The sequence below is a fragment of the Streptomyces sp. NPDC003697 genome (assembly GCF_053587115.1).
In genome coordinates this window covers 1-18,531 of record NZ_JBSFNN010000109.1, presented here as the reverse complement: position 1 = coordinate 18,531, position 18,531 = coordinate 1, and the positions used below count along the sequence as shown (strand labels likewise).

Below are 18,531 nucleotides of genomic sequence, written 5' to 3'. Positions count from 1 at the left end.
GCCGGCCCGCCGGTGCGTGCTCTCGGCGTGCCGGCCGGACGCCCTCGTACTGGATGTACTCGGGCTTCCGGCCGGCGCGGCGAGAGGGGGTACCCCCTGCTCGAGCGGAGCCGAGGGCTTGGGGGAGCGTGCCGGGCGTCGCGACGGGGCGAACGTTGCCTGCCGCGGCACTAGCGGTTCGTTACTCCGTGGCGATGGCGTTCAGGACGTTCATCCGGCCGGCGCGGAAGGCCGGGACCAGGGCCGCGAACAGGCCTACGAAGGCCGAGCCCACGAAGACACCGATGATCGTCGGCCAGGGGATCTCCAGGACGGTCAGCCCCTCCAGCGCGAGGAGCTTCTGGGCGGTGGCGCCCCAGCCCATGCCCAGGCCGAGGCCCAGCAGGGCGCCGAAGAGGGCGATCACCACGGACTCCATGCGGATCATGCGGCGCAGCTGGCGGCGGGACAGGCCGATCGCCCGCATCAGGCCGATCTCCCGGGTCCGCTCCACGACCGACAGGGCGAGCGTGTTCACCACACCGAGGATCGCGACGATGATCGCCAGGGCCAGCAGGCCGTAGATCATGTTGAGCAGCTGGCCGATCTGGTCCTTCAGCGCCTGCTTGTAGTCGGTCTGGTCGCGCACCGTGTACTGCGGGTAGTCGTGCAGCGCCGACTTGAGCGCCGTGTACGCGGTGTCCTGCTGTCCCTCCTTCGCCGAAGCGAAGAGCAGCGTGTCCAGCGGCATCCGGTCGGCCGGGACGTACTGGGCGAGCGTGTCGATGGACGTGTACATCGCCCCCGCGTCGATCACGACGTCGCTGCTGGTGATCGCCCGGACGGTCAGCCGGGCCGTGCGGCCGTCCCGGAAGGCCACCGCGATCTTCGAGCCGAGGGTGATGCCGTGGGCCTTGGCGAACTTCTCGTGCACGGACATCGCGCCGGGCCGGTAGGCGTCCGTGAGCTTGCCGGCGACCGTCTCGGTGCGCAGGTCCGTCGCGTACGTCGGGTCGGCCGCCGTGATGGCCGTGTCCTTGAGTGTCCTGCCGTCGGGGGTGGTGAAGTCGGCCTTGGTCCACCTGTACTCGGTGACCCGCTCCAGGCCCGGCGTGGACTTCACGGCCCGCACCGCCTGCGGGGTGATCAGCTGGCCGCTGTCGGACTGGACGATGAAGTCCGTGCCGACGGTCTTGTCGAGCTGGTCGGTGGCGGAGGCGACCATGGAGGAGCCGACCACCGACAGGCACGCGACCAGCGCGAGACCGATCATCAGCGCGGCGCCCGTCGCGCCGGTGCGGCGCGGGTTGCGCAGGGCGTTGCGCTCGGCCATCCGGCCCACCGGGCCGAAGGCCCGCAGCAGCACCGCTCCGAGGACGCGGACCACGCCGCCCGCGAGCAGCGGGCCGACGACGACGAAGCCGATCAGGGACAGGACGATGCCCACGCCGAGCCACAGCGAGCCGTCCGTGGCCCGGGCGGCGTCGGACGCCAGGTAGAGGGCGTACGCGCCGGCGCCGGTGAGGACCGTGCCGAGGACGGCGCGCACCCGCCCGGCCCGGGCGTCGGCAGGGGCACCGGCGTCGCGCAGCGCGGCCATCGGCGAGATCTTCCCGGCGCGCCGGGCGGGCAGGTAGGCGGCGAGGACGGTGACCACCACACCGAGCAGCACGCCGGCCACCGGGGTCGTCCAGGCCACCGTGAGGTCGTCCGTGGACAGCTCCATGCCCATCCGGCCCATGAGCTTCATCAGGCCGATCGCGAGGCCCACGCCCGCGCCGACTCCGAGCACGGACCCGACGGTGCCCAGCAGCAGCGCCTCGGTGAGGACCGAGCGGTTGACCTGCTTGCGGGAGGAGCCGATCGCCCGCATCAGGCCGATCTCCCGGGTGCGCTGGGCGACCAGCATGGAGAAGGTGTTGATGATCAGGAAGATGCCGACGAGGAAGGCGATCCCGGCGAAGCCGAGCATCGCGTACTTCATGACGTTCATGAAGCTCTCGACGTCCTTCTGGTTGGCGTCGGCGGTCTCCTTGGCGGTCTGCACCTGGTATCCGCCGCCGAGCTCGGCCAGCACGTTCCGCTTCAGCCGGGCGTCGCTCACGCCCGGCGCGGCGGTGACGTTGACGTTCGTGTAGACGCCGGTCCGTCCGACGAGCGTGCGCTGCGCCGTCGCCGTGTCCAGGTAGAAGATGGCCGCGCCGGGGTTGGTGACGGTGAAGTCGGCGATGCCGGACACCTTCGCGGTGTGCGTGCCGACCGCGGTGATCACGCCGATCGTGTCGCCGAGCCGCAGCCCGTGCTTGTCGGCGGTGTCGGCGTCGACCATGATCTGGCCCGCGTCCCTCGGCGCCGCACCGGAGGTGATCTTCATGGTGCGGGCCTCGTTGCCGTTCCAGCTGCCGACGATCGTCGGGGCGCCGCTGGAGGGCGACAGGCTGTCCTTGCCGGCGTCGACGACGGTCACCGCGGTCGAGAACACGGCGCCCTCGGCGGACTTCACGCCGTCCGCCGCGCGCACCCGGGTCAGCACCGACGCCGGCATGACCGGCGGCCGGCCGGTGTCGGAGGTGGTCTCGCCGGTGTCCGAGGCGCCCTTGGCGCTGACGGTCACGTCCGAGGAGGTGGCCGCGAACAGCTTGTCGAACGTCGTGTTCATCGTGTCGGTGAACACGAGCGTGCCGCACACGAACGCCACCGACAGCAGCACGGCGACCGCGGACAGCGCCATGCGTCCCTTGTGCGCGACGAAGTTGCGCATCGAGGTCTTCAGGACCGTCATGACGTGCGCCCCCGGGCGTCGAAGTCCTTCATCCGGTCCAGGACCTGCTCGGCCGTCGGCTGGTGCATCTCGTCCACGATCCGGCCGTCCGCGAGGTACAGCACGCGGTCCGCGTAACTGGCGGCCACCGGGTCGTGCGTGACCATCACGATCGTCTGCCCGAGCTCGTCCACCGAGCGGCGCAGGAAGCCCAGCACCTCGGCGCCCGCGCGGGAGTCGAGGTTTCCGGTCGGCTCGTCCCCGAAGATGATCTCGGGGCGGGCGGCGAGCGCGCGGGCCACGGCGACGCGCTGCTGCTGACCGCCGGAGAGCTGGTTCGGCCGGTGCCTGAGCCGCTCGGCGAGCCCGACCGTCTCCACCACGCGGTCCAGCCACGCCGTGTCCGGCTTCCGGCCGGCGATGTCCATGGGGAGGGTGATGTTCTCGATCGCGTTCAGCGTCGGCAGCAGGTTGAACGCCTGGAAGATGAAGCCGATCCGGTCCCGGCGCAGCTGCGTGAGCTTCTTGTCCTTCAGGCCGGTGATCTCGGTCTCGTCGAGGTAGATCTTCCCGCTGGTGACGGTGTCGAGCCCGGCCAGGCAGTGCATGAGCGTGGACTTGCCGGATCCCGAGGGACCCATGATCGCGGTGAACTGGCCGCGGGCGATGTCCACGTCGACATGGTCGAGGGCGACGACCCGGGTCTCCCCGGTCCCGTAGGCCTTGACGACCTGCCGCGCCCGCGCGGCAACGGCCGTAGGCCCTCCAGTGCCCCCGTGCCTGGGAATGGTCACAGCCGATGTCACGGTAAGTCTCCTAAGTCGGTCGGCGAAGAGGTGCGCGTGGCCCGCGGACGCCGAACTGGGCCGCGGGTTCATGCCGTGCGAAGCGGTACGCCGATGATTCTGGTCGGGGGAGGGGTGCCGGCGCGCTGGTGCCCAGCGCAGTTCCGCGCTGGGGAAAACCCCACCCCCGTCGGTCCGGTCCACCGCCCCCCGGCGGCGTAAAGCCAGGTTAAGGACGAGCCCCCCGTTTCCTCGTCCTCCGTCGGGACGAACCCTCCCCGACCCCGGGTAAGGAGCAACCCCTAGGGGCCGTCCACCGGCAGGCGGAGGGTCCCCGGGGGCGTCTCCACCCTGCGGCCCATCCAGGCTCCACCCTGCCGCCGCGTCAGGGTCAAGCCCGCGTGGCGCCCGGCGACCGCCCCGAACGCGCATACCGACCGGCCAGTTTGGCGAAAAGCCCCCGAAGATCCTGCTCGCCGAGTAGCGTGCGTCACTCGCTCAGCCCCCCACTCCCTGTGGTCCGCCGCACCGGACCGAGCCGTGCAAGGAGCCAGAAGGAGCACCGGGATGTCCTACGACCCCTCCCCGTCGCACCCGCGTCCACCCCGCGACACGTCGCGGTCCCACCGGTACCCGCCGGCGTACGACGCGCCGCCGTACCCCTCGTCGTACGACGCGCCGCCGTACCCCTCGTCGCACGACGCGCCGCCGTACCGCCCGTCGTACGACGAGCCGCCGTCGTACCCCTATGGCCCGTCCGGGCCGCATCCCTCGCCGGGCGCGTCCGCGTCGGGCCCGACCTACCCCTGGCAGCCGCCGGCGTGGCAGCCCGAGCCCGCCCGGTGGGCGCCGGCCCGGCAGCCCGCGCCCGGGCACCACAGCGACCTGCGCGTCCTGCGCGGCGCCTACCGGCGGCAGCGGCGCGTCGCCACGCTCACCGCGCTCGGCTACTTCGTCCTCTTCCTCCTCCTGTCGGCGTACGCACCGTCGTTCATGACGGGCACCGTCACCGGCGGCCTGACCACCGGGCTGCTGCTGGCCCTGGCCCAACTGCCCGTCACCTGGCTGGCGATCGTCCTCTACGAGCGCACCGCCCGCCGGTCCGTGGACCCGCTGGCCGACCGGATCCGCCGCCAGGCCGACCCCGACGCCCCGCAGGAGGCGACCCGATGACGACGGAACTGGGCGGATCGGCGCAGACGACGTCCCTGGTGGCGTTCACCGCCGTCGCCACGCTCACGCTGCTGCTGTGCGTGATGACCGGCCCCGACCGGGACGACCTCGACGAGTTCTACACCGGCTACGGCTCCCTGTCCCCGCTGCGCAACGGGCTGGCGATCGCGGGCGACTACATCTCCGCGGCGTCCGTGCTGGGCACCGGCGGCGTGATCGCCCTGTGCGGCTACGACGGGGTCGTACTGGCGCTCAGCACGGCGCTGTCCCTGATGCTGCTGATGTTCCTGCTGGCCGAACCCCTGCGCAACGCGGGCAGGTTCACCATGGGCGACGTGCTGGCCCGGCGGATGCCGGGCCGGAGCGTGCGCATCACGGCGTGCGCGGTGACCATCGCCGCGCTGATGCCGCTGATGCTGGTACAGCTGGCCGGCACCGGGCAACTGCTCGCCTACCTGCTCGGGTTCTCCAGCGACTCCCTGCAGACCGGCTGTGTGATCGGCCTGGGCGTACTGATGATCAGTTACGCGGCGATCGGCGGGATGAAGGGCACCGCCCTGATCCAGATCCTGAAGATCGTGATGCTGCTCGGCTCCGGCACGGTGGTCGCCCTGCTGGTCCTGCACCGGTTCGACTGGGACCCGGGCACGCTGTTCGACGCGGCGGCGCGACAGAGCGGGGTCGGGCCGGCGTTCCTGCACTCGGGACTCGAGTTCGCGGGCGGGGCCAGCCCCCGGCTTGACATGATCACCTCCGAGCTGACGATCGTCCTGGGCGGCGGATGCCTGCCGCACGTCACCATGCGCATGTACACCGCCTCCAGCGCCCGGCAGGTCCGGCGGTCGATGTCGTGGGCGGTGTCGAGCGTGGCGCTGTTCGTGCTGGTGATCACGGTCGTCGGCTTCGGCGCGACCGCGATGATCGGGCGGGCGGCCCTGGCGCAGGCCGACCCGCAGGGCAACACCGCCTATCTGCTGGGGTCCAGGGCGGTGTTCGGCGCGGACGTCTCCCCGGTGGAGACCTTGCTCTTCACCACGGTCACGACGGCCATCTTCCTCACCCTGCTCGCCTCCGTCGCCGGGATGATCCTCGCCTGCGCCAACTCCTTGGCCCACGACGTCTTCGCGGCGCGCGTGCAGGAGATGCCGCCGCGCCGGGAGATGACGCTGGCCCGCGTCTCGGCGCTGGCCGTGGGCATCCCGACGATCGCGCTGGCGACGCTCGTGCAGCACCGCAGCCTGCAGCACCTGGTGACCCTGAGCTTCTGCCTGGGGGCGTCCGCCCTCGCCCCCGCACTGGTCTACAGCCTCTTCTGGCGCCGCTTCACCCGGACGGGCCTGATGTGCACGCTGATCGGCGGCAGCCTCGCGGTCCTGGCGCTGATGCCGGGCACCACCCTGGTCTCGGGCTCCCCCGTCGCGGCGTTCCCCGACGCGGACTTCGCCTACTTCCCGTTCACGACGACCGGCCTGGTCTCCATCCCGTTCGGCTTCCTGTGCGGCTGGCTCGGCACGCTCGCCTCCGGCCGCGCCAAGGCGGACGGACAACGCCGGCAGTACGAGGAGGTGGAGGGGCTGATCCTGGCGGGCGCGGTCCGCAGGGGCGACTGAGCCGGTGCCGCGGCCGCCCGCCGGGGCGGCCGCGGCAGGCACGGTCACGCACTGCCCGCCGCGCACGAGGCCGCGGGAGCGGCGGGCGCGTTCAGCCGCACGGCGGGGTCCACCTCACCCGTCCGGACGAGGCCCCGTCCGAAGGACGCAGCCACGCGACCGGCCGCCGGGGCCGCCACGCCCCGGTCGGCCGCGGCGCCACACACCTGCGGGGAGCCGCCGGTGCCGCGGACGCGGACGACCGGGGACGGCCGGGGACGGCCGCGGGCACGTGCGTGCGCTCGGGCGGCCGCGGAGCGGGTCCGCTGCCGTTCGCTACGTCGACCGCGTGGGTGCCGTGAGCGCCGCGACGTCGCCGTGCACCGTGTACGTCGGCTCGCGCAGGCGGTCCCGGAGCTCACCCTGCTCGCCCAGCACCCGTTCGGCCTGCCGGGCGATCCGTTCCCGGTGGCGCCGGGCGTCGGTGAGCACCCGTGCCGCCCGGGCCCGGGCCTCCTCCTGGCCGCGCAGCGCCGACTCCTCCGCGTCGGCGAGCGCCCGCGCGGCCGCCGACAGTGCCGCCTCGGCCCGTGCCGCCCGCTCGGCGTACTCCGCGTCGACGGCGGCCCGGCGCCCGTCCTCCTCCCGCTCCGCCGCGGCCAGCCGCCGGGCGTGCTCGCGGGCCTGGTCGGCCAGCATCGTGTCGGCGAGCTGCCGCTTCTGCCGCAGGTCGGCCACCGCCTCGGCGCGGCTCCTGCGCACCTGGCGGCGCGCCGCGACGCGGATCTCCTGCGCCTGTGCACCGGCCGCGAGAAGCCGCCGCCGGGCGTGTTCGTCGGCCTCGGCGCGCACCGCGTCGGCCTGCTTGCGCGCCGCCTGCAGCACGCTCTCCGCCTGCGCCCGCGCCTCCTCCTCGATGCGCCGCGCCTCCCGCCGCGCACGCTCCCGGACGGCCTCCGCCTCCTCGCGCCCGGCCGCGAACAGCCGCCGCGCACCGTCCCCGAGCGACGCGTAGGTCTGCGGGGCGAGCGCCTCGACGGCCTCCCGCAGCCGGGCGACGTCCGCCTCCATGTGCCGGGCGAGGACGGTGAGCCGCGCCGCGCGCTCCCAGGCGGCGTCGCGGTCGCCGGAGAGGGCGTCCGCGTAGGCGTCGACCTGGTCGGGACGGTAACCGCGCCGCCGTACGACCACGAAGCCGTGGGGCGACACCGCTGGGCCGCTCATCCTGGAACCCCTCTCCGCCGAACGGACGTGTAAGGACGGCTGCGCGGACATCTTGAGCGATAGGGCGTAAATACTCATAACGCGACACTCCGGGGGCACGTCGTCTCCGGGCCGTCGGCCGGTCATCACCACGGGGGGCCACCACGGAGCGCACCCGTACGGGGCCGCGGGGACACGAGAGGGCCGGGCCCGGTCGTGCGACCGGGCCCGGCCCTCGTCCTCGCGCCGCGCGCCGTTCGTCCCGGCGCGGCGCCGCGTCAGCGGCTCACAGCAGTCCGTCCCACATCTGCTCCAGCAGCACCGACCACCAGCTCTCGGGCGACGCCAGCGCCGCCGGGTCGAGCGCGGCGAGCTGGGCCTGGAAGTCGACCGTCCAGCGGCCCGCCTGCTCCTGGTTCAGGCCGAACCGCAGCCGCCACATCCGCCCCAGCAGCGCCAGGCAGCGCACGAACTCCGGCAGCCCGGTGTTGACGAACTGAGGCGGCACGGACGTGCCACCCGGCCCCGCCTCCACCGGCACCGCCACGATGTTCGCCGTGCCGTACTGCACGCAGACGGCCTTGCCGAAGTCACTGCCCATCACCAGGTACGCGCCCGCGTCCGGCGCCGGCTGCACCCCGCGCTCGGCCGCCAGCTCCGCCAGTGTCGGCACCGGCCGCCCCGGCTGGGCCTGCGCCCAGAAGAAGGGGCCCATGTCCAGCGGCAGTCCCGCCACCACCAGGGTGTGCGCCACGATCGGCGGCACGCCCTGGCGGGAGACCGCCGCCTGCTCGAACCGGAAGACGCCCGGCCCGAACGCGCCCGCCAGCTCCTGCGCGACGCCCTCCGGCGGGATGGGCGGCACGGACTGCACCGGCGGCAGCGGCGCCCGCACCGGCCCCGGCCGCGCGGGACCGTCGGCCACCTGGTGCAACTCGCCCTGGTGCGCCAGGAGCTGCTGCATGCCCTGCCGGCGGCTCGCGTGGTCCGTGCCGTACGGGGCGATGCTCGTGATCCGGGCCTGCGGCCACTGCTCGCGGATCATCCGCGCGCAGTAGGCGCCCGGCAGCTCGCACGACTCCAGCTCCGTGTGCAGCTCCAGCACCTGGTCCGGCGGGACGTTCATGGCGCGCAGCTCGTGGAAGATCTGCCACTCCGGGTGCGGGACACCCGGCGCCGAACGCCGGATCAGCTGCTGCTCGGACCCGTCGTGCGCGCGGTACCGCAGCACGGCCTGGTAGCCGGGACCGACCGTCGGCTGCCCCTGCTGCGGGTAGCCGTATGCGGGCGGCTGCTGACCCGGCATCGGCTGACCGGGCATCGGCTGACCGCCGGCCGGGGGGCCGGGGGGCGGGACCTGGCCGGGAACGGGCGGCGGTGGGGGCGGCATCGCACCCGGCGGCATGCCGGGCGGGCCGGGCGGCTGCGGCGCGCCACCGGGCCGGCTCGGGTCGGCGAACATCGTCGCCGCGTGGTGCACGGCACCGGGCGGCGTACCACCCGGCGCGTTCGGCGCACCCGGCGGCGGAGGCGTGCCCGGACCACCCGGCGCCGGCGGGGCGCCCTCGGGCCCCCCGGGCCCGAGCGACGACACGAACTGGGTCGGCGCGTACCCGCCGGCCGGCGCGTCCGGACCACCGGGTGCGGACGGCGCGGGCATGCCCGGACGCGCGCCCGGCGTCCCCGGGGCACCCGGAGGCGGCGGAACCGCCCCGCCGCCGCGCCCACGACGCGGCGGAGGCGCCGCCTTGCTCGTCGCGGCGTCGGCGATGTCCCCGGCGTTCGTGGGCGGCCGTCCGGACCCCGTCGAGCCGTCCGCGGGCGGAGGCGGCGGGGCTCCCGGAGTCGCGGAACCCTGCGGGTAGCCGTACGACGGCGCACCCGGCGGCGGGGGCGTGCCCGGGCCGCCCGGGTGACCGGGCACCGGAGGCGGCGTTCCCGGCGCACCCGGCGCCTGCGCGCCCGGATGCTGCGGGTGGCCGTACGACGGTCCACCCGGGGACGGAGGCGGAGGAACGCTGCCCTGCGCCGGACCCGGCCCACCGCCGGCCGCCGGGCCGCCGGGCGTTCCCGCCGCACCGCCGGGTGCCGGCGGGGCCTCCACCCCGGCGGAGGCGCCGGAGTCGTGGAGGGCCGGTGCCGTCGTCGTACGCGGCAGGTGGCTGCCGCCCGCCATCAGCGCCGTCTTCGCGTCGGGCGCGGCGGCGGGCGGAGGCGGCGGGGTGCCGTAGTCGGAAGCGCTGAGCGGCGGCGCGAACACGGTCGCGGGCAGCGGCACGGAACGGTCGTCACCGGCCTCGGCGTTGGTGTCCGTCCCGGCCCAGGGCGTGCCCCCGGCGGGCGTACCCGGAGAGCCGGGGGCACCCGGCGCGCCGGGGGTGTACGACCCGCCCGCGGCCCCGGAGCCAGGACCGGCGTCCGCACCCGGCGCGGCCGGCGCGGCGCCCGGCGTCCCGCCCTGCGTCCGCGGCAGCGCACCGCCTCCGGCGGACCCCGGCCCCGCGGACGCGGCAGCAGCCGCACCGTCACCCGTCCAGCCATTGCCGGGACCCGCCGTCGAACCACTCCTGGCACCAGCACCGGCACCGGCCGTCGAGCCCCCGCCGGCCTCCGCACCGGCCGTCGAGCCGCTGCCGGCCCCGGCACCCGCCCCGGACCGCCGGTCCGGGATGCCCAGCTTGTCCGCCGCCTCCTGCAACCACTCCGGCGGACTCAGCAGGAACGACGTCTGATTCAGGTCCACCCGGGCGGGCGGGGCCGCCGCCGGCCCGGCCGGCACGTCCGGGCGGCCGTACTCCTCCTCGTACCGGCGGATGACCTCGCCCACCGGCAGCGCGGGCCACAGCGTGGCCTCACCGCTGTCCCGTGCGATCACCAGCCGCTGCGCGCCCCCGTCCGAACGCGGCCCGTCCGCGCGGTCCTCGGCCCACACCACGAAGCCGAGCTCGAACTCCCGTACCTGCACCGCACGATGCTGGTACGACGGCACGTCACCGTTGACCCACTCCTCCGCGCGCTCCTGCGCCTGCGCGAACGTCACCATCGCCGAAGCTCACTCCCCCGCGGAAGAAACCGGGACGGCACGCGCGAAGCCGCCGTCCACCATCAGGTTCGCCACCGTCTCCAGCTCCGGCGGGGAACCCGCCAGCCGGGACAGGAACGCGTCGAAGTCCTCACCGCACGGCAGCAGCAGCCGCTCCACGCGCTCCGCCTGCGTCCACGACGGATCCACGTCCCGCACGTCGTCGTACGCGCAGAACCACACCGATCCGGCCCGGTCGCCCTTCACCTTCACGGCGAGCAGACCGCCCTGCACGAAGGCGACGCCCAGATAGTCCTTCGTCAGGTGATCCCGCAGGCACTTGTTGACGTAGACCAGGTCGTTGACCGCCGCCTCCTCCCGCACCGTGAAGAACGGCTGGTCGACCAGCAGCCCCAACTGGGCGTCCAGCGCGGTACCGACCGGCGCGCAGCCGCCCGCCGCCTTCAGGAAGGACCGGTACGCGCCCGGAAGCCGGTACCCCAGGTCCTCCTCGACGCCCTGCACCTGCTGCTCCGACACCGCGACGCCCGACTTGGGCAGCCCGAAGTGCGCCGGCCGCGTCTCCTGCAACGGCCGCGTGCCCCGCTTGACCTGGTCGACGTTCGCGGTCGCGATCCCGCCGTGGTGGCGCAGCAGCGCCTTCACCTCCACCGGGACCAGCTCCAGGCGACGGCCGCCCACCACGTGGTGCCACGTCCAGCCGTGCGGCGTGGCGACGTTCGGGACCGTGTCCCACAACTCGTGCCCCGACGCGGCCAGCGCCGCGTTCGCCGACACGTAGTCCGTCAGCCGCAGCTCGTCGACGCCGAAACCCTCCGGCGGCTCCGCGATCTCCACGGCCGCCCGCGCGTACGCGGAGAAGTCGGGGTAGCCCCGGTCGTCGACGCGCACCCCTCCGGGGTGACGTGCCGCCCGCACCGGATCCGGGAAGTGCACGACCTGCCCCGCGTAGGCCGCGTTCGGCGGCACGCCGTCTCCCCCGGCCTGGCTGCCGGGTGGCGCCCCCAGCCCGAGCCGACCTGTCGTCATGGCGGTTGCCCCCTGCGGCACTCAGTACGGCCCGCGGCCCCCGGTCCCAGACCGGCCCGCCGCGGCCCGTATCGACTACTTCTCTCCAACGCGTTGACCGCACTCATGCGGGTGCCGACAGCCTATGCGGTACGCGGACACCGGTCACCGGCCCACCACTTCCGTGACCAGCCGTCACCCCGCCGTGACGCACCGACCTCGACCGGGCGTGTCGCGCCGCCCCAGCTTCCGCTCCCGCCACGGCATTTGGCACTCTGTGTCCTTCGCGGGGGATGCTCCGGAGGGAAAGACGATCATGAACGCGACGCAGACGGAACCGCACGGCCCCGCCTCCGGCGACCCGCGGATCGGCTGGAGCGGCACCGGTACGCCGCCGGTTCCCGCCCTCCGCCACCGCCGCGACGGCATACTCCCCACCGTGGCCGCCGCCCTGTCCGTCCGCGGTGCCACCCTCACCGGCACCGCCGCACGCGGCGACCAGCCTCCGGCGCTGCACCCCCTCGTCCAGGACTTCCTCGACACGCTCACCAGCGCCCAGCGCGACCGCTTCACCGGCCGCTGCGCCGAGACCATCCTCATCTCCCGGCACATCACGGCCGTCGACGCCGCCCGCAGCAAACGCGCCGCCCGCAAACCCATGACGAACGGTGAGGCGCGCAAGGCCCTCAAGCAGGCCAAGCTCACCGCCCGGCGCATCCGTGAGGACGGTGACCCCCTGCACGGCGGCTTCGTGGCGCCCTGCCGCGCCTGCACCGCGCTCAGCGCCCACTTCGGCGTCCGCATCGTCGACCCCACGGGGACGGGCGGCTGACCCGGCGGCCGACGGCACAGCGGCCCACCCCACGACCCCGCGCCCAGCCCCCGCGCGACCGGCAGCACGACGCACCGCGGCGACGACCACACCCGGCACCGGAGCCGCGCCTCGACGGCCTCGCGGCCTCGACGACCTCGACGAACGAAGGGCAGATGCACACCGACCGCTCGGACCGCTCCGACCGCGCCACGTCCTCCAGGCTCTCCGCCCCGCCCGCGCAGGGGGGAGCCCCGGCCCGCTTCCCCGCGCCCGTGGACGCCGCCCTGCGCTCCGCCGGCTGGCACCCCGGCCGCTGGGACATGAAGCAGGCCGAGATCTGGGCCGACGCCCTGCGCGAGCACGCCTCGCCCGCGGGGCACCGCCACGCCGTCTTCCCGGCCGCCGTCGAGGCCTGGGCCGAGTTCGGCGGTCTGCACGTCACCGCGGCCGGCCCCGGGCGCCAGGTCGCCCCCGCCGCGCTCCACCTCGACCCGCTGCACGGCCTGCACATGGCCCGCACCCTCGGCGACCTCGGCCGCGCCCTCGGCACCGGCGTCTGCCCCCTCGGCGCCGAGACCGACACCGAGTCCCTCCTCGCCGTCGACGCCGAAGGCCGCGTCTACGCCCTGGACCACACCGGCGACTGGTACCTCGGCCCCGACCTCGACCAGGCCCTGTCCGCGCTGATCTGCGGCATAGAACCGGTACGTCTGACCGCGGGCTGAGAACCCGGAGCCGGCCCGCCCCCGGCACGACGGCACCCGGCGCCCTCCGGGGCCGGAACGGCCGGCCTCACGACGCCGGAATCACCGCCGACACCCGGAAGCCCCCCGCGTCCGTCGGCCCGGACACGAACACGCCCCCGAGAGCCAGCACCCGCTCCCTCATCCCGAGCAGGCCGTTCCCGCCCGACGGCAGCCGCGCCGCACCCGCCGACCCCGGCTCCGGCGGCGGCTCGTTCTCGACCTGCATCGCGATCTCCGACGTGCGGTGCGCCAGGCGCACATGCGTCTTCGCCCCCGCCGCGTGCTTGTGGACGTTCGTCAGCGCCTCCTGCACCACCCGGAACGCCGTCTGCTCGACCTCCGCCGCGTACGCGCGTGCCCGCCCCTCCACCGACAGCCGTACCACCATCCCCGCCGCCGCGGACTGCTCGACCAGCTCGTCCAGCTCCGACAGGCTCGGTCCCGGCCCCTCCGGCGGCCCCTCCACCGGAGCCCCGACCGCTCGGGAGGCCGCCGCCGCGGCCGCCCCCACCGCCGCCAACGGCACGGGATACGCCGTCGACGCCGTCGACGGTCCCGGCGCCTCCCGCCGAGCACGCCGCTCCTGCCCGTCGCCGCTGCGCAGCACCCCGAGCATCTCCCGCAGCTCGGTCAGCGCCTGCCGGCCCATGTCCCCCACCAACGCGGCGTTCTTCACCGCCTTCTCCGGATCCTTGCGGGCCACGGCCTGCAGAGCGGCCGCGTGCACCACCATGAGACTCACCCGGTGCGCCACCACGTCGTGCATCTCCCGCGCGATCCGGGTGCGCTCCTCGCCGCGGGCCCACTCCGCCCGCTCCTCCGCCCGCTCCGCGAGCAGCTGCAACTCCCGCTCCAGACTGTCCGCCCGCTCCCGCAGACTCTCCATCAGCCGTCGCCTCGCCCCCACATACAGGCCCAGCAGCACCGGAGGCGCCGTCAGCCCCAGCGACGTCGTGACCGCCGCGAAGGGCACGAACCAGTCCCCGAGCGTCAGATCCCCGCGCGCCATGTCCTGGCGCACCCGCACGAACGTCACGATCATCGTCCCGAGCAGCGACATGCCGGCCAATGCCGCGATGACCCGCCGCGGCAGCTCGCACGCCGCCAGCGTGTACAGGCCGACGATGCCCATCAGGAAACCCATCTGGGCCGGCGTGACGGCGATCGCCACCAGCACCACCGCGACCGGCAGGCGACGCCGCACCAGCAGCACCGACCCGGCCAGCAGACCGAACACGATCCCCGCGGACGCCGGAACCCCCGCGTCCCGGGCGAACGGAACACCCTCCGCCGCGCACTCCAGGGCGGACACCAGCGCGAGACTCCCGTCGAGCATCGCGCTGCGCCACCGTGCCCACCACCACGGCCCGGTCACGGCCGTCGCGTGCTCTTCCCCCGTCGTGGTCATGGCTCCCAGCCTACGGGCGCCGCCCCCGGCTTTTCCGGCGAGTTTCCGGTACCACCCCACACCGCTCCCGGTGATCGAACAGCACCGATACCAATCGGTATCCGCCGAACTGCCGACCCGGTGCCCTTCCCATCGCGGAACGGGCCATTCCGGCCGGACGGCCACGCCGCGCGCATTCCCGCGGCGGGCACGCCGACTTCGGCGGCCCGCAGCCCACAGCCCGCGGGAGCGGACGCCGGCGCCGGAGCGCGACGGCCGCGTCCCGCGGCGGTTCCGCGACGGACGGCGCCGACAGCGCGGACTCCGGCACGTCCGGGGCCGGTCGCGCGCGATCGCCGCCCGGGCGCGGGCACCTCTCCGGTATGGTCTGAAGCGCCGTCCCCCGTGGTGTAACTGGCAGCACACTGGTTTTTGGTACCAGCAGGACAAGGTTCGAATCCTTGCGGGGGAGCCACAGCGGAGCGCACCGCGGTCCGGGCCCCGGCCGCCCGGTCCGGCCCGCTCTCGTTTCCCCCCTGAAACGCCCCGGTATCCTGCGGATGTCCAACCCCCACCCATCCACAGCCGAAGGGCAACTCCGTGAGCGCCATTCGCCCGGCAGCCGTCGTCGTTCTCGCAGCGGGTGAGGGCACCCGTATGAAGTCGGCCACACCGAAGGTCCTGCATGAGATCTGCGGCCGTTCCCTCGTGGGCCATGTGCTCGCCGCCTCACGCGAGTTGGAACCCGAGAACCTGGTCGTCGTGGTCGGGCACGCCCGCGAGAAGGTCACCGCGCACCTCGCCGAGGTCGACTCCCGTGTGCGCACCGCGGTGCAGGAGCAGCAGAAGGGGACCGGTCACGCCGTCCGCATGGCGCTGGAGGAGCTCGGCGGCTCCGTCGACGGCACCGTGGTGGTCGTGTGCGGTGACACCCCGCTGCTGACCGGCGAGACGCTGCGCAGCCTGGCCGCCACGCACGACGCGGACGGCAACGCCGTGACGGTGCTGACGGCGCAGGTGCCGGACGCGACCGGGTACGGCCGGATCGTGCGGGACGGCGCCTCGGGCGCGGTGACCGCGATCGTGGAGCACAAGGACGCGTCGGAGTCGCAGCGCGCGATCCGGGAGATCAACTCCGGGGTGTTCGCCTTCGACGGGCGACTGCTGGCGGAGGCGCTGGGCAAGGTGCGCACGGACAACAGCCAGGGCGAGGAGTACCTGACGGACGTGCTCGGCATCCTGCGCGAGGCCGGCCACCGGGTGGGCGCGTGCGTGGCCACCGACCACCGCGAGATCGCGGGGATCAACAACCGCGTGCAGCTGGCCGAGGCGCGGCGGACCCTCAACGACCGGCTGCTGACGAACGCGATGCTCGCCGGTGTGACGGTGGTCGACCCGGCCACGACGTGGGTCGATGTGACGGTCACGTTCGAGCAGGACGTGACGGTCCTGCCGGGGACGCAGCTGCACGGGTCGACGCGGCTGGGCGAGGGCAGTGCGGTCGGGCCGAACAGCCGGCTGACGGACACGAAGGTGGGCAGCGGCGCCCGCGTGGACAACACGGTGTCCGACGGTGCCGTGATCGGCCCGGAGGCGTCGGTGGGGCCGTACGCGTACCTGCGGCCCGGTACGCGGCTGGGACCGAAGTCGAAGGTCGGCACGTACGTCGAGACGAAGAACGCGCGCATCGGCGAGGGGACGAAGGTGCCGCACCTGTCGTACGTCGGTGACGCGACGATCGGCGAGTACACGAACATCGGCGCGGCCAGCGTGTTCGTGAACTACGACGGTCAGGACAAGCACCACACGACGATCGGGTCGCACTGCCGGACCGGTTCGGACAACATGTTTGTGGCTCCTGTCACGGTCGGGGACGGCGCGTACACCGCGGCCGGCTCGGTGATCACGAAGAACGTGCCGCCGGGTTCGCTGGCCGTGGCCCGTGGTCAGCAGCGGAATATCGAGGGCTGGGTGGCGCGCAAGCGTCCCGGGAGCGCGGCGGCGAAGGCGGCAGAGGCGGCCTCCCGGGAGCCGGAGGGCGAGGCCTGACCGGAAACAGGTACGTCCGGGACGGCGTACCGTGATAGGTGCAGACCCCCACCCCACCAGCCGAGACGGACTCTCGGGCGCCTTGTTCGGGAAGGTTCCTCGACGGCCGGCTGAGAACACCTCTGAGGAGACAGTGCTGTGACCGGGATCAAGACGACCGGCAAGAAGAAGATGATGTTCTTCTCCGGCCGCGCCCACCCCGAGCTTGCCGAGGAGGTCGCCCAGCAGCTGGGTGTCGGGGTCGTCCCGACGAAGGCCTTCGACTTCGCCAACGGTGAGATCTACGTCCGCTACCAGGAGTCCGCTCGTGGCGCGGACTGCTTCCTGATCCAGAGCCACACGGCTCCGATCAACAAGTGGATCATGGAGCAGCTGATCATGATCGACGCGCTGAAGCGCGCGTCGGCCCGCTCCATCACGGTGATCGTGCCGTTCTACGGTTACGCGCGACAGGACAAGAAGCACCGTGGACGTGAACCGATCTCGGCGCGTCTGATCGCGGACCTGATGAAGACCGCGGGTGCCCACCGGATCCTGGCGATGGACCTGCACACGGACCAGATCCAGGGCTTCTTCGACGGCCCGGTGGACCATCTGTTCGCGCTGCCGCTGCTGGCGGACTACGTGGGCAACAAGGTCGACCGCTCCAAGCTGACGGTGGTGTCCCCGGACGCCGGCCGGGTGCGGGTGGCGGACCGCTGGTGCGACCGGCTGGGCGCGCCGCTGGCGATCGTGCACAAGCGGCGCGACAAGGACGTGGCGAACCAGGTGACGGTGCACGAGGTCGTCGGTGACGTCAAGGGCCGTATCTGCGTCCTGGTCGACGACATGATCGACACCGGTGGCACCATCTGCGCCGCGGCGGACGCCCTGTTCGCGCACGGCGCGGAGGACGTGATCGTGACGGCGACGCACGGTGTGCTGTCGGGTGCGGCGGCGGACCGGCTGAAGAACTCGAAGGTGAGCGAGTTCGTGCTGACGAACACGCTGCCGACGCCGGGCGAGCTGGAGCTGGACAAGATCACGGTGCTGTCGATCGCGCCGACGATCGCGAGCGCGGTGCGCGAGGTGTTCGAGGACGGTTCGGTCACGAGCCTGTTCGACGAGCAGTAGGACGGGGCGGAAGGATCCGGCACCGGGTCCCGCCCCCCGCCCCACACGAAGATCGTTTTGGGTCTGGCCTCCTTCTCCGAGTAAACTGCTGCAGTTGCTCGGCGAGGGAGGCCGTTCCCGTTTTCGGCGGGACCGGCGGTCCGTAATCGACGCGCTCTTCGTAGCAGGCCGTTCGTTGGCCGGGTGACCCCGACCGTATTCCCACGTACTACTACGAGGAGTGAGCAATGTCCGAGGTGAAGCTCGCCGCCCAGACGCGCACCGAGTTCGGCAAGGGTGCCGCCCGCCGCATCCGCCGTGAGGACAAGGTCCCGGGCGTGCTGTACGGGCACGGTTCCGACCCCCTGCACCTGACGCTGCCGGGCCACGACCTGCTGCTGGCGCTGCGTACGCCCAACGTCCTGATCTCGCTGGACATCGACGGCAAGTCGAACGAGCTGGCGATCCCGAAGGCCGTGCAGCGTCACCCGCTGAAGAACTTCCTGGAGCACGTCGACCTGCTGCTGGTCAAGCGCGGCGAGAAGGTCACGGTCGAGATCCCGGTGCAGGCCGAGGGCGAGCTGGCCCCCGGCGGCAACCTGCTGGAGCACGTCCTGTCCGCGCTGCCGGTCGAGGCCGAGGCGACGCACATCCCCGAGGCGCTGACCGTGTCGGTGGAGGGTCTGGAGGCCGGTGCCTCGATCCTGGCCAGGGACATCGCCCTGCCGAGTGGTGTGACGCTGGCCGTGGACGAGGTCGCCGTGGTGCTGCAGGTCCTGGCCGCGCAGGCCGAGGAGGTCCCGGAGGGCGAGGAGGGCGAGGGCGAAGAGGCCGCCGAGGCCTGATCCCTCGAACCCCCATCGTTTCGCCGGCTACTACCGCGCCACCAACATGCCCGAGTC

General features: G+C 73.7%; 13 protein-coding genes and 1 tRNA gene. 8 read left to right on the top strand and 6 right to left on the bottom strand.

Features of this window, described 5'->3' with window-relative positions; genetic code table 11:
• Positions 1 to 181: 181 nt before the first annotated feature.
• Both ACWDNY_RS28590 and ACWDNY_RS28585 read right to left on the bottom strand, forming a co-directional pair.
• On the bottom strand, positions 182 to 2,761 hold the full coding sequence (locus ACWDNY_RS28590; RefSeq protein WP_451648696.1) for an ABC transporter permease: 2,580 nt from the start codon (positions 2,759 to 2,761) through the stop codon (positions 182 to 184).
• Positions 2,758 to 3,546: an ABC transporter ATP-binding protein gene (locus ACWDNY_RS28585; protein ID WP_451648695.1), complete on the bottom strand. Its 789-nt coding sequence runs from the start codon at positions 3,544 to 3,546 to the stop codon at positions 2,758 to 2,760. The genes ACWDNY_RS28590 and ACWDNY_RS28585 overlap by 4 nt, the downstream gene beginning before the upstream one ends.
• 546 nt (positions 3,547 to 4,092) lie before the next feature.
• Between ACWDNY_RS28585 and ACWDNY_RS28580 the strand changes: the two genes are divergently transcribed.
• Both ACWDNY_RS28580 and ACWDNY_RS28575 read left to right on the top strand, forming a co-directional pair.
• Complete coding sequence (locus ACWDNY_RS28580; protein WP_451648694.1) at positions 4,093 to 4,698, top strand: DUF485 domain-containing protein; 606 nt, start codon at positions 4,093 to 4,095, stop codon at positions 4,696 to 4,698.
• Complete coding sequence (locus ACWDNY_RS28575; RefSeq protein ID WP_451648693.1) at positions 4,695 to 6,308, top strand: sodium/solute symporter; 1,614 nt, start codon at positions 4,695 to 4,697, stop codon at positions 6,306 to 6,308. Before ACWDNY_RS28580 ends, ACWDNY_RS28575 begins: the two co-directional genes overlap by 4 nt.
• A gap of 315 nt (positions 6,309 to 6,623) precedes the next feature.
• Here the strand turns inward: ACWDNY_RS28575 and ACWDNY_RS28570 are convergent, their stop codons facing one another.
• The 3 genes from ACWDNY_RS28570 to ACWDNY_RS28560 all read right to left on the bottom strand — a co-directional run bounded on the left by ACWDNY_RS28570 (position 6,624) and on the right by ACWDNY_RS28560 (position 11,562).
• Complete coding sequence (locus ACWDNY_RS28570) at positions 6,624 to 7,511, bottom strand: cellulose-binding protein (protein WP_451648692.1); 888 nt, start codon at positions 7,509 to 7,511, stop codon at positions 6,624 to 6,626.
• A 265-nt stretch (positions 7,512 to 7,776) separates the two neighbouring features.
• Positions 7,777 to 10,533 (bottom strand): SUKH-4 family immunity protein, encoded by a 2,757-nt coding sequence (locus ACWDNY_RS28565; RefSeq protein WP_451648691.1) that lies wholly within the window; start codon positions 10,531 to 10,533, stop codon positions 7,777 to 7,779.
• Between the two features lie 9 nt (positions 10,534 to 10,542).
• Positions 10,543 to 11,562, bottom strand: coding sequence for an SMI1/KNR4 family protein (locus ACWDNY_RS28560; RefSeq protein WP_451648690.1), 1,020 nt, complete (start codon positions 11,560 to 11,562; stop codon positions 10,543 to 10,545).
• A 295-nt stretch (positions 11,563 to 11,857) separates the two neighbouring features.
• On the opposite strand from ACWDNY_RS28560, the gene ACWDNY_RS28555 reads away from it, so the two are divergent.
• Both ACWDNY_RS28555 and ACWDNY_RS28550 read left to right on the top strand, forming a co-directional pair.
• Positions 11,858 to 12,373, top strand: a complete 516-nt coding sequence (locus tag ACWDNY_RS28555) for a YwqJ-related putative deaminase (protein WP_451648689.1) — start codon at positions 11,858 to 11,860, stop codon at positions 12,371 to 12,373.
• A gap of 155 nt (positions 12,374 to 12,528) precedes the next feature.
• Positions 12,529 to 13,080 (top strand): SUKH-3 domain-containing protein, encoded by a 552-nt coding sequence (locus ACWDNY_RS28550; RefSeq protein WP_451648688.1) that lies wholly within the window; start codon positions 12,529 to 12,531, stop codon positions 13,078 to 13,080.
• Positions 13,081 to 13,147: 67 nt separating this feature from the next.
• Here ACWDNY_RS28550 and ACWDNY_RS28545 read toward each other — a convergent pair whose 3' ends face one another.
• Entirely contained in the window at positions 13,148 to 14,509 is a 1,362-nt protein-coding gene (locus ACWDNY_RS28545; RefSeq protein ID WP_451648687.1) for a sensor histidine kinase, read from the bottom strand.
• 378 nt (positions 14,510 to 14,887) lie between these two features.
• Between ACWDNY_RS28545 and ACWDNY_RS28540 the strand changes: the two genes are divergently transcribed.
• The 4 genes from ACWDNY_RS28540 to ACWDNY_RS28525 all read left to right on the top strand — a co-directional run bounded on the left by ACWDNY_RS28540 (position 14,888) and on the right by ACWDNY_RS28525 (position 18,474).
• Positions 14,888 to 14,963 (top strand) — tRNA-Gln (locus ACWDNY_RS28540).
• 125 nt (positions 14,964 to 15,088) lie between these two features.
• Entirely contained in the window at positions 15,089 to 16,537 is a 1,449-nt protein-coding gene (gene glmU / locus ACWDNY_RS28535) for a bifunctional UDP-N-acetylglucosamine diphosphorylase/glucosamine-1-phosphate N-acetyltransferase GlmU (RefSeq protein WP_451648686.1), read from the top strand.
• 138 nt (positions 16,538 to 16,675) lie between these two features.
• Entirely contained in the window at positions 16,676 to 17,650 is a 975-nt protein-coding gene (locus ACWDNY_RS28530; RefSeq protein ID WP_451648685.1) for a ribose-phosphate diphosphokinase, read from the top strand.
• A gap of 227 nt (positions 17,651 to 17,877) precedes the next feature.
• Positions 17,878 to 18,474, top strand: a complete 597-nt coding sequence (locus ACWDNY_RS28525) for a 50S ribosomal protein L25/general stress protein Ctc (protein WP_451648684.1) — start codon at positions 17,878 to 17,880, stop codon at positions 18,472 to 18,474.
• Positions 18,475 to 18,531 lie beyond the last annotated feature (57 nt).

Bases quoted from the DNA above. Each gene is read 5' to 3' on its own strand.
- ACWDNY_RS28590 (WP_451648696.1), bottom strand. From the start codon at position 2,761: ATGACGGTCCTGAAGACCTCGATGCGCAACTTCGTCGCGCACAAGGGA.
- ACWDNY_RS28580 (WP_451648694.1), top strand. From the start codon at position 4,093: ATGTCCTACGACCCCTCCCCGTCGCACCCGCGTCCACCCCGCGACACG.
- ACWDNY_RS28575 (WP_451648693.1), top strand. From the start codon at position 4,695: ATGACGACGGAACTGGGCGGATCGGCGCAGACGACGTCCCTGGTGGCG.
- ACWDNY_RS28570 (WP_451648692.1), bottom strand. From the start codon at position 7,511: ATGAGCGGCCCAGCGGTGTCGCCCCACGGCTTCGTGGTCGTACGGCGG.
- ACWDNY_RS28565 (WP_451648691.1), bottom strand. From the start codon at position 10,533: ATGGTGACGTTCGCGCAGGCGCAGGAGCGCGCGGAGGAGTGGGTCAAC.
- ACWDNY_RS28560 (WP_451648690.1), bottom strand. From the start codon at position 11,562: ATGACGACAGGTCGGCTCGGGCTGGGGGCGCCACCCGGCAGCCAGGCC.
- ACWDNY_RS28555 (WP_451648689.1), top strand. From the start codon at position 11,858: ATGAACGCGACGCAGACGGAACCGCACGGCCCCGCCTCCGGCGACCCG.
- ACWDNY_RS28550 (WP_451648688.1), top strand. From the start codon at position 12,529: ATGCACACCGACCGCTCGGACCGCTCCGACCGCGCCACGTCCTCCAGG.
- ACWDNY_RS28545 (WP_451648687.1), bottom strand. From the start codon at position 14,509: ATGACCACGACGGGGGAAGAGCACGCGACGGCCGTGACCGGGCCGTGG.
- ACWDNY_RS28525 (WP_451648684.1), top strand. From the start codon at position 17,878: ATGTCCGAGGTGAAGCTCGCCGCCCAGACGCGCACCGAGTTCGGCAAG.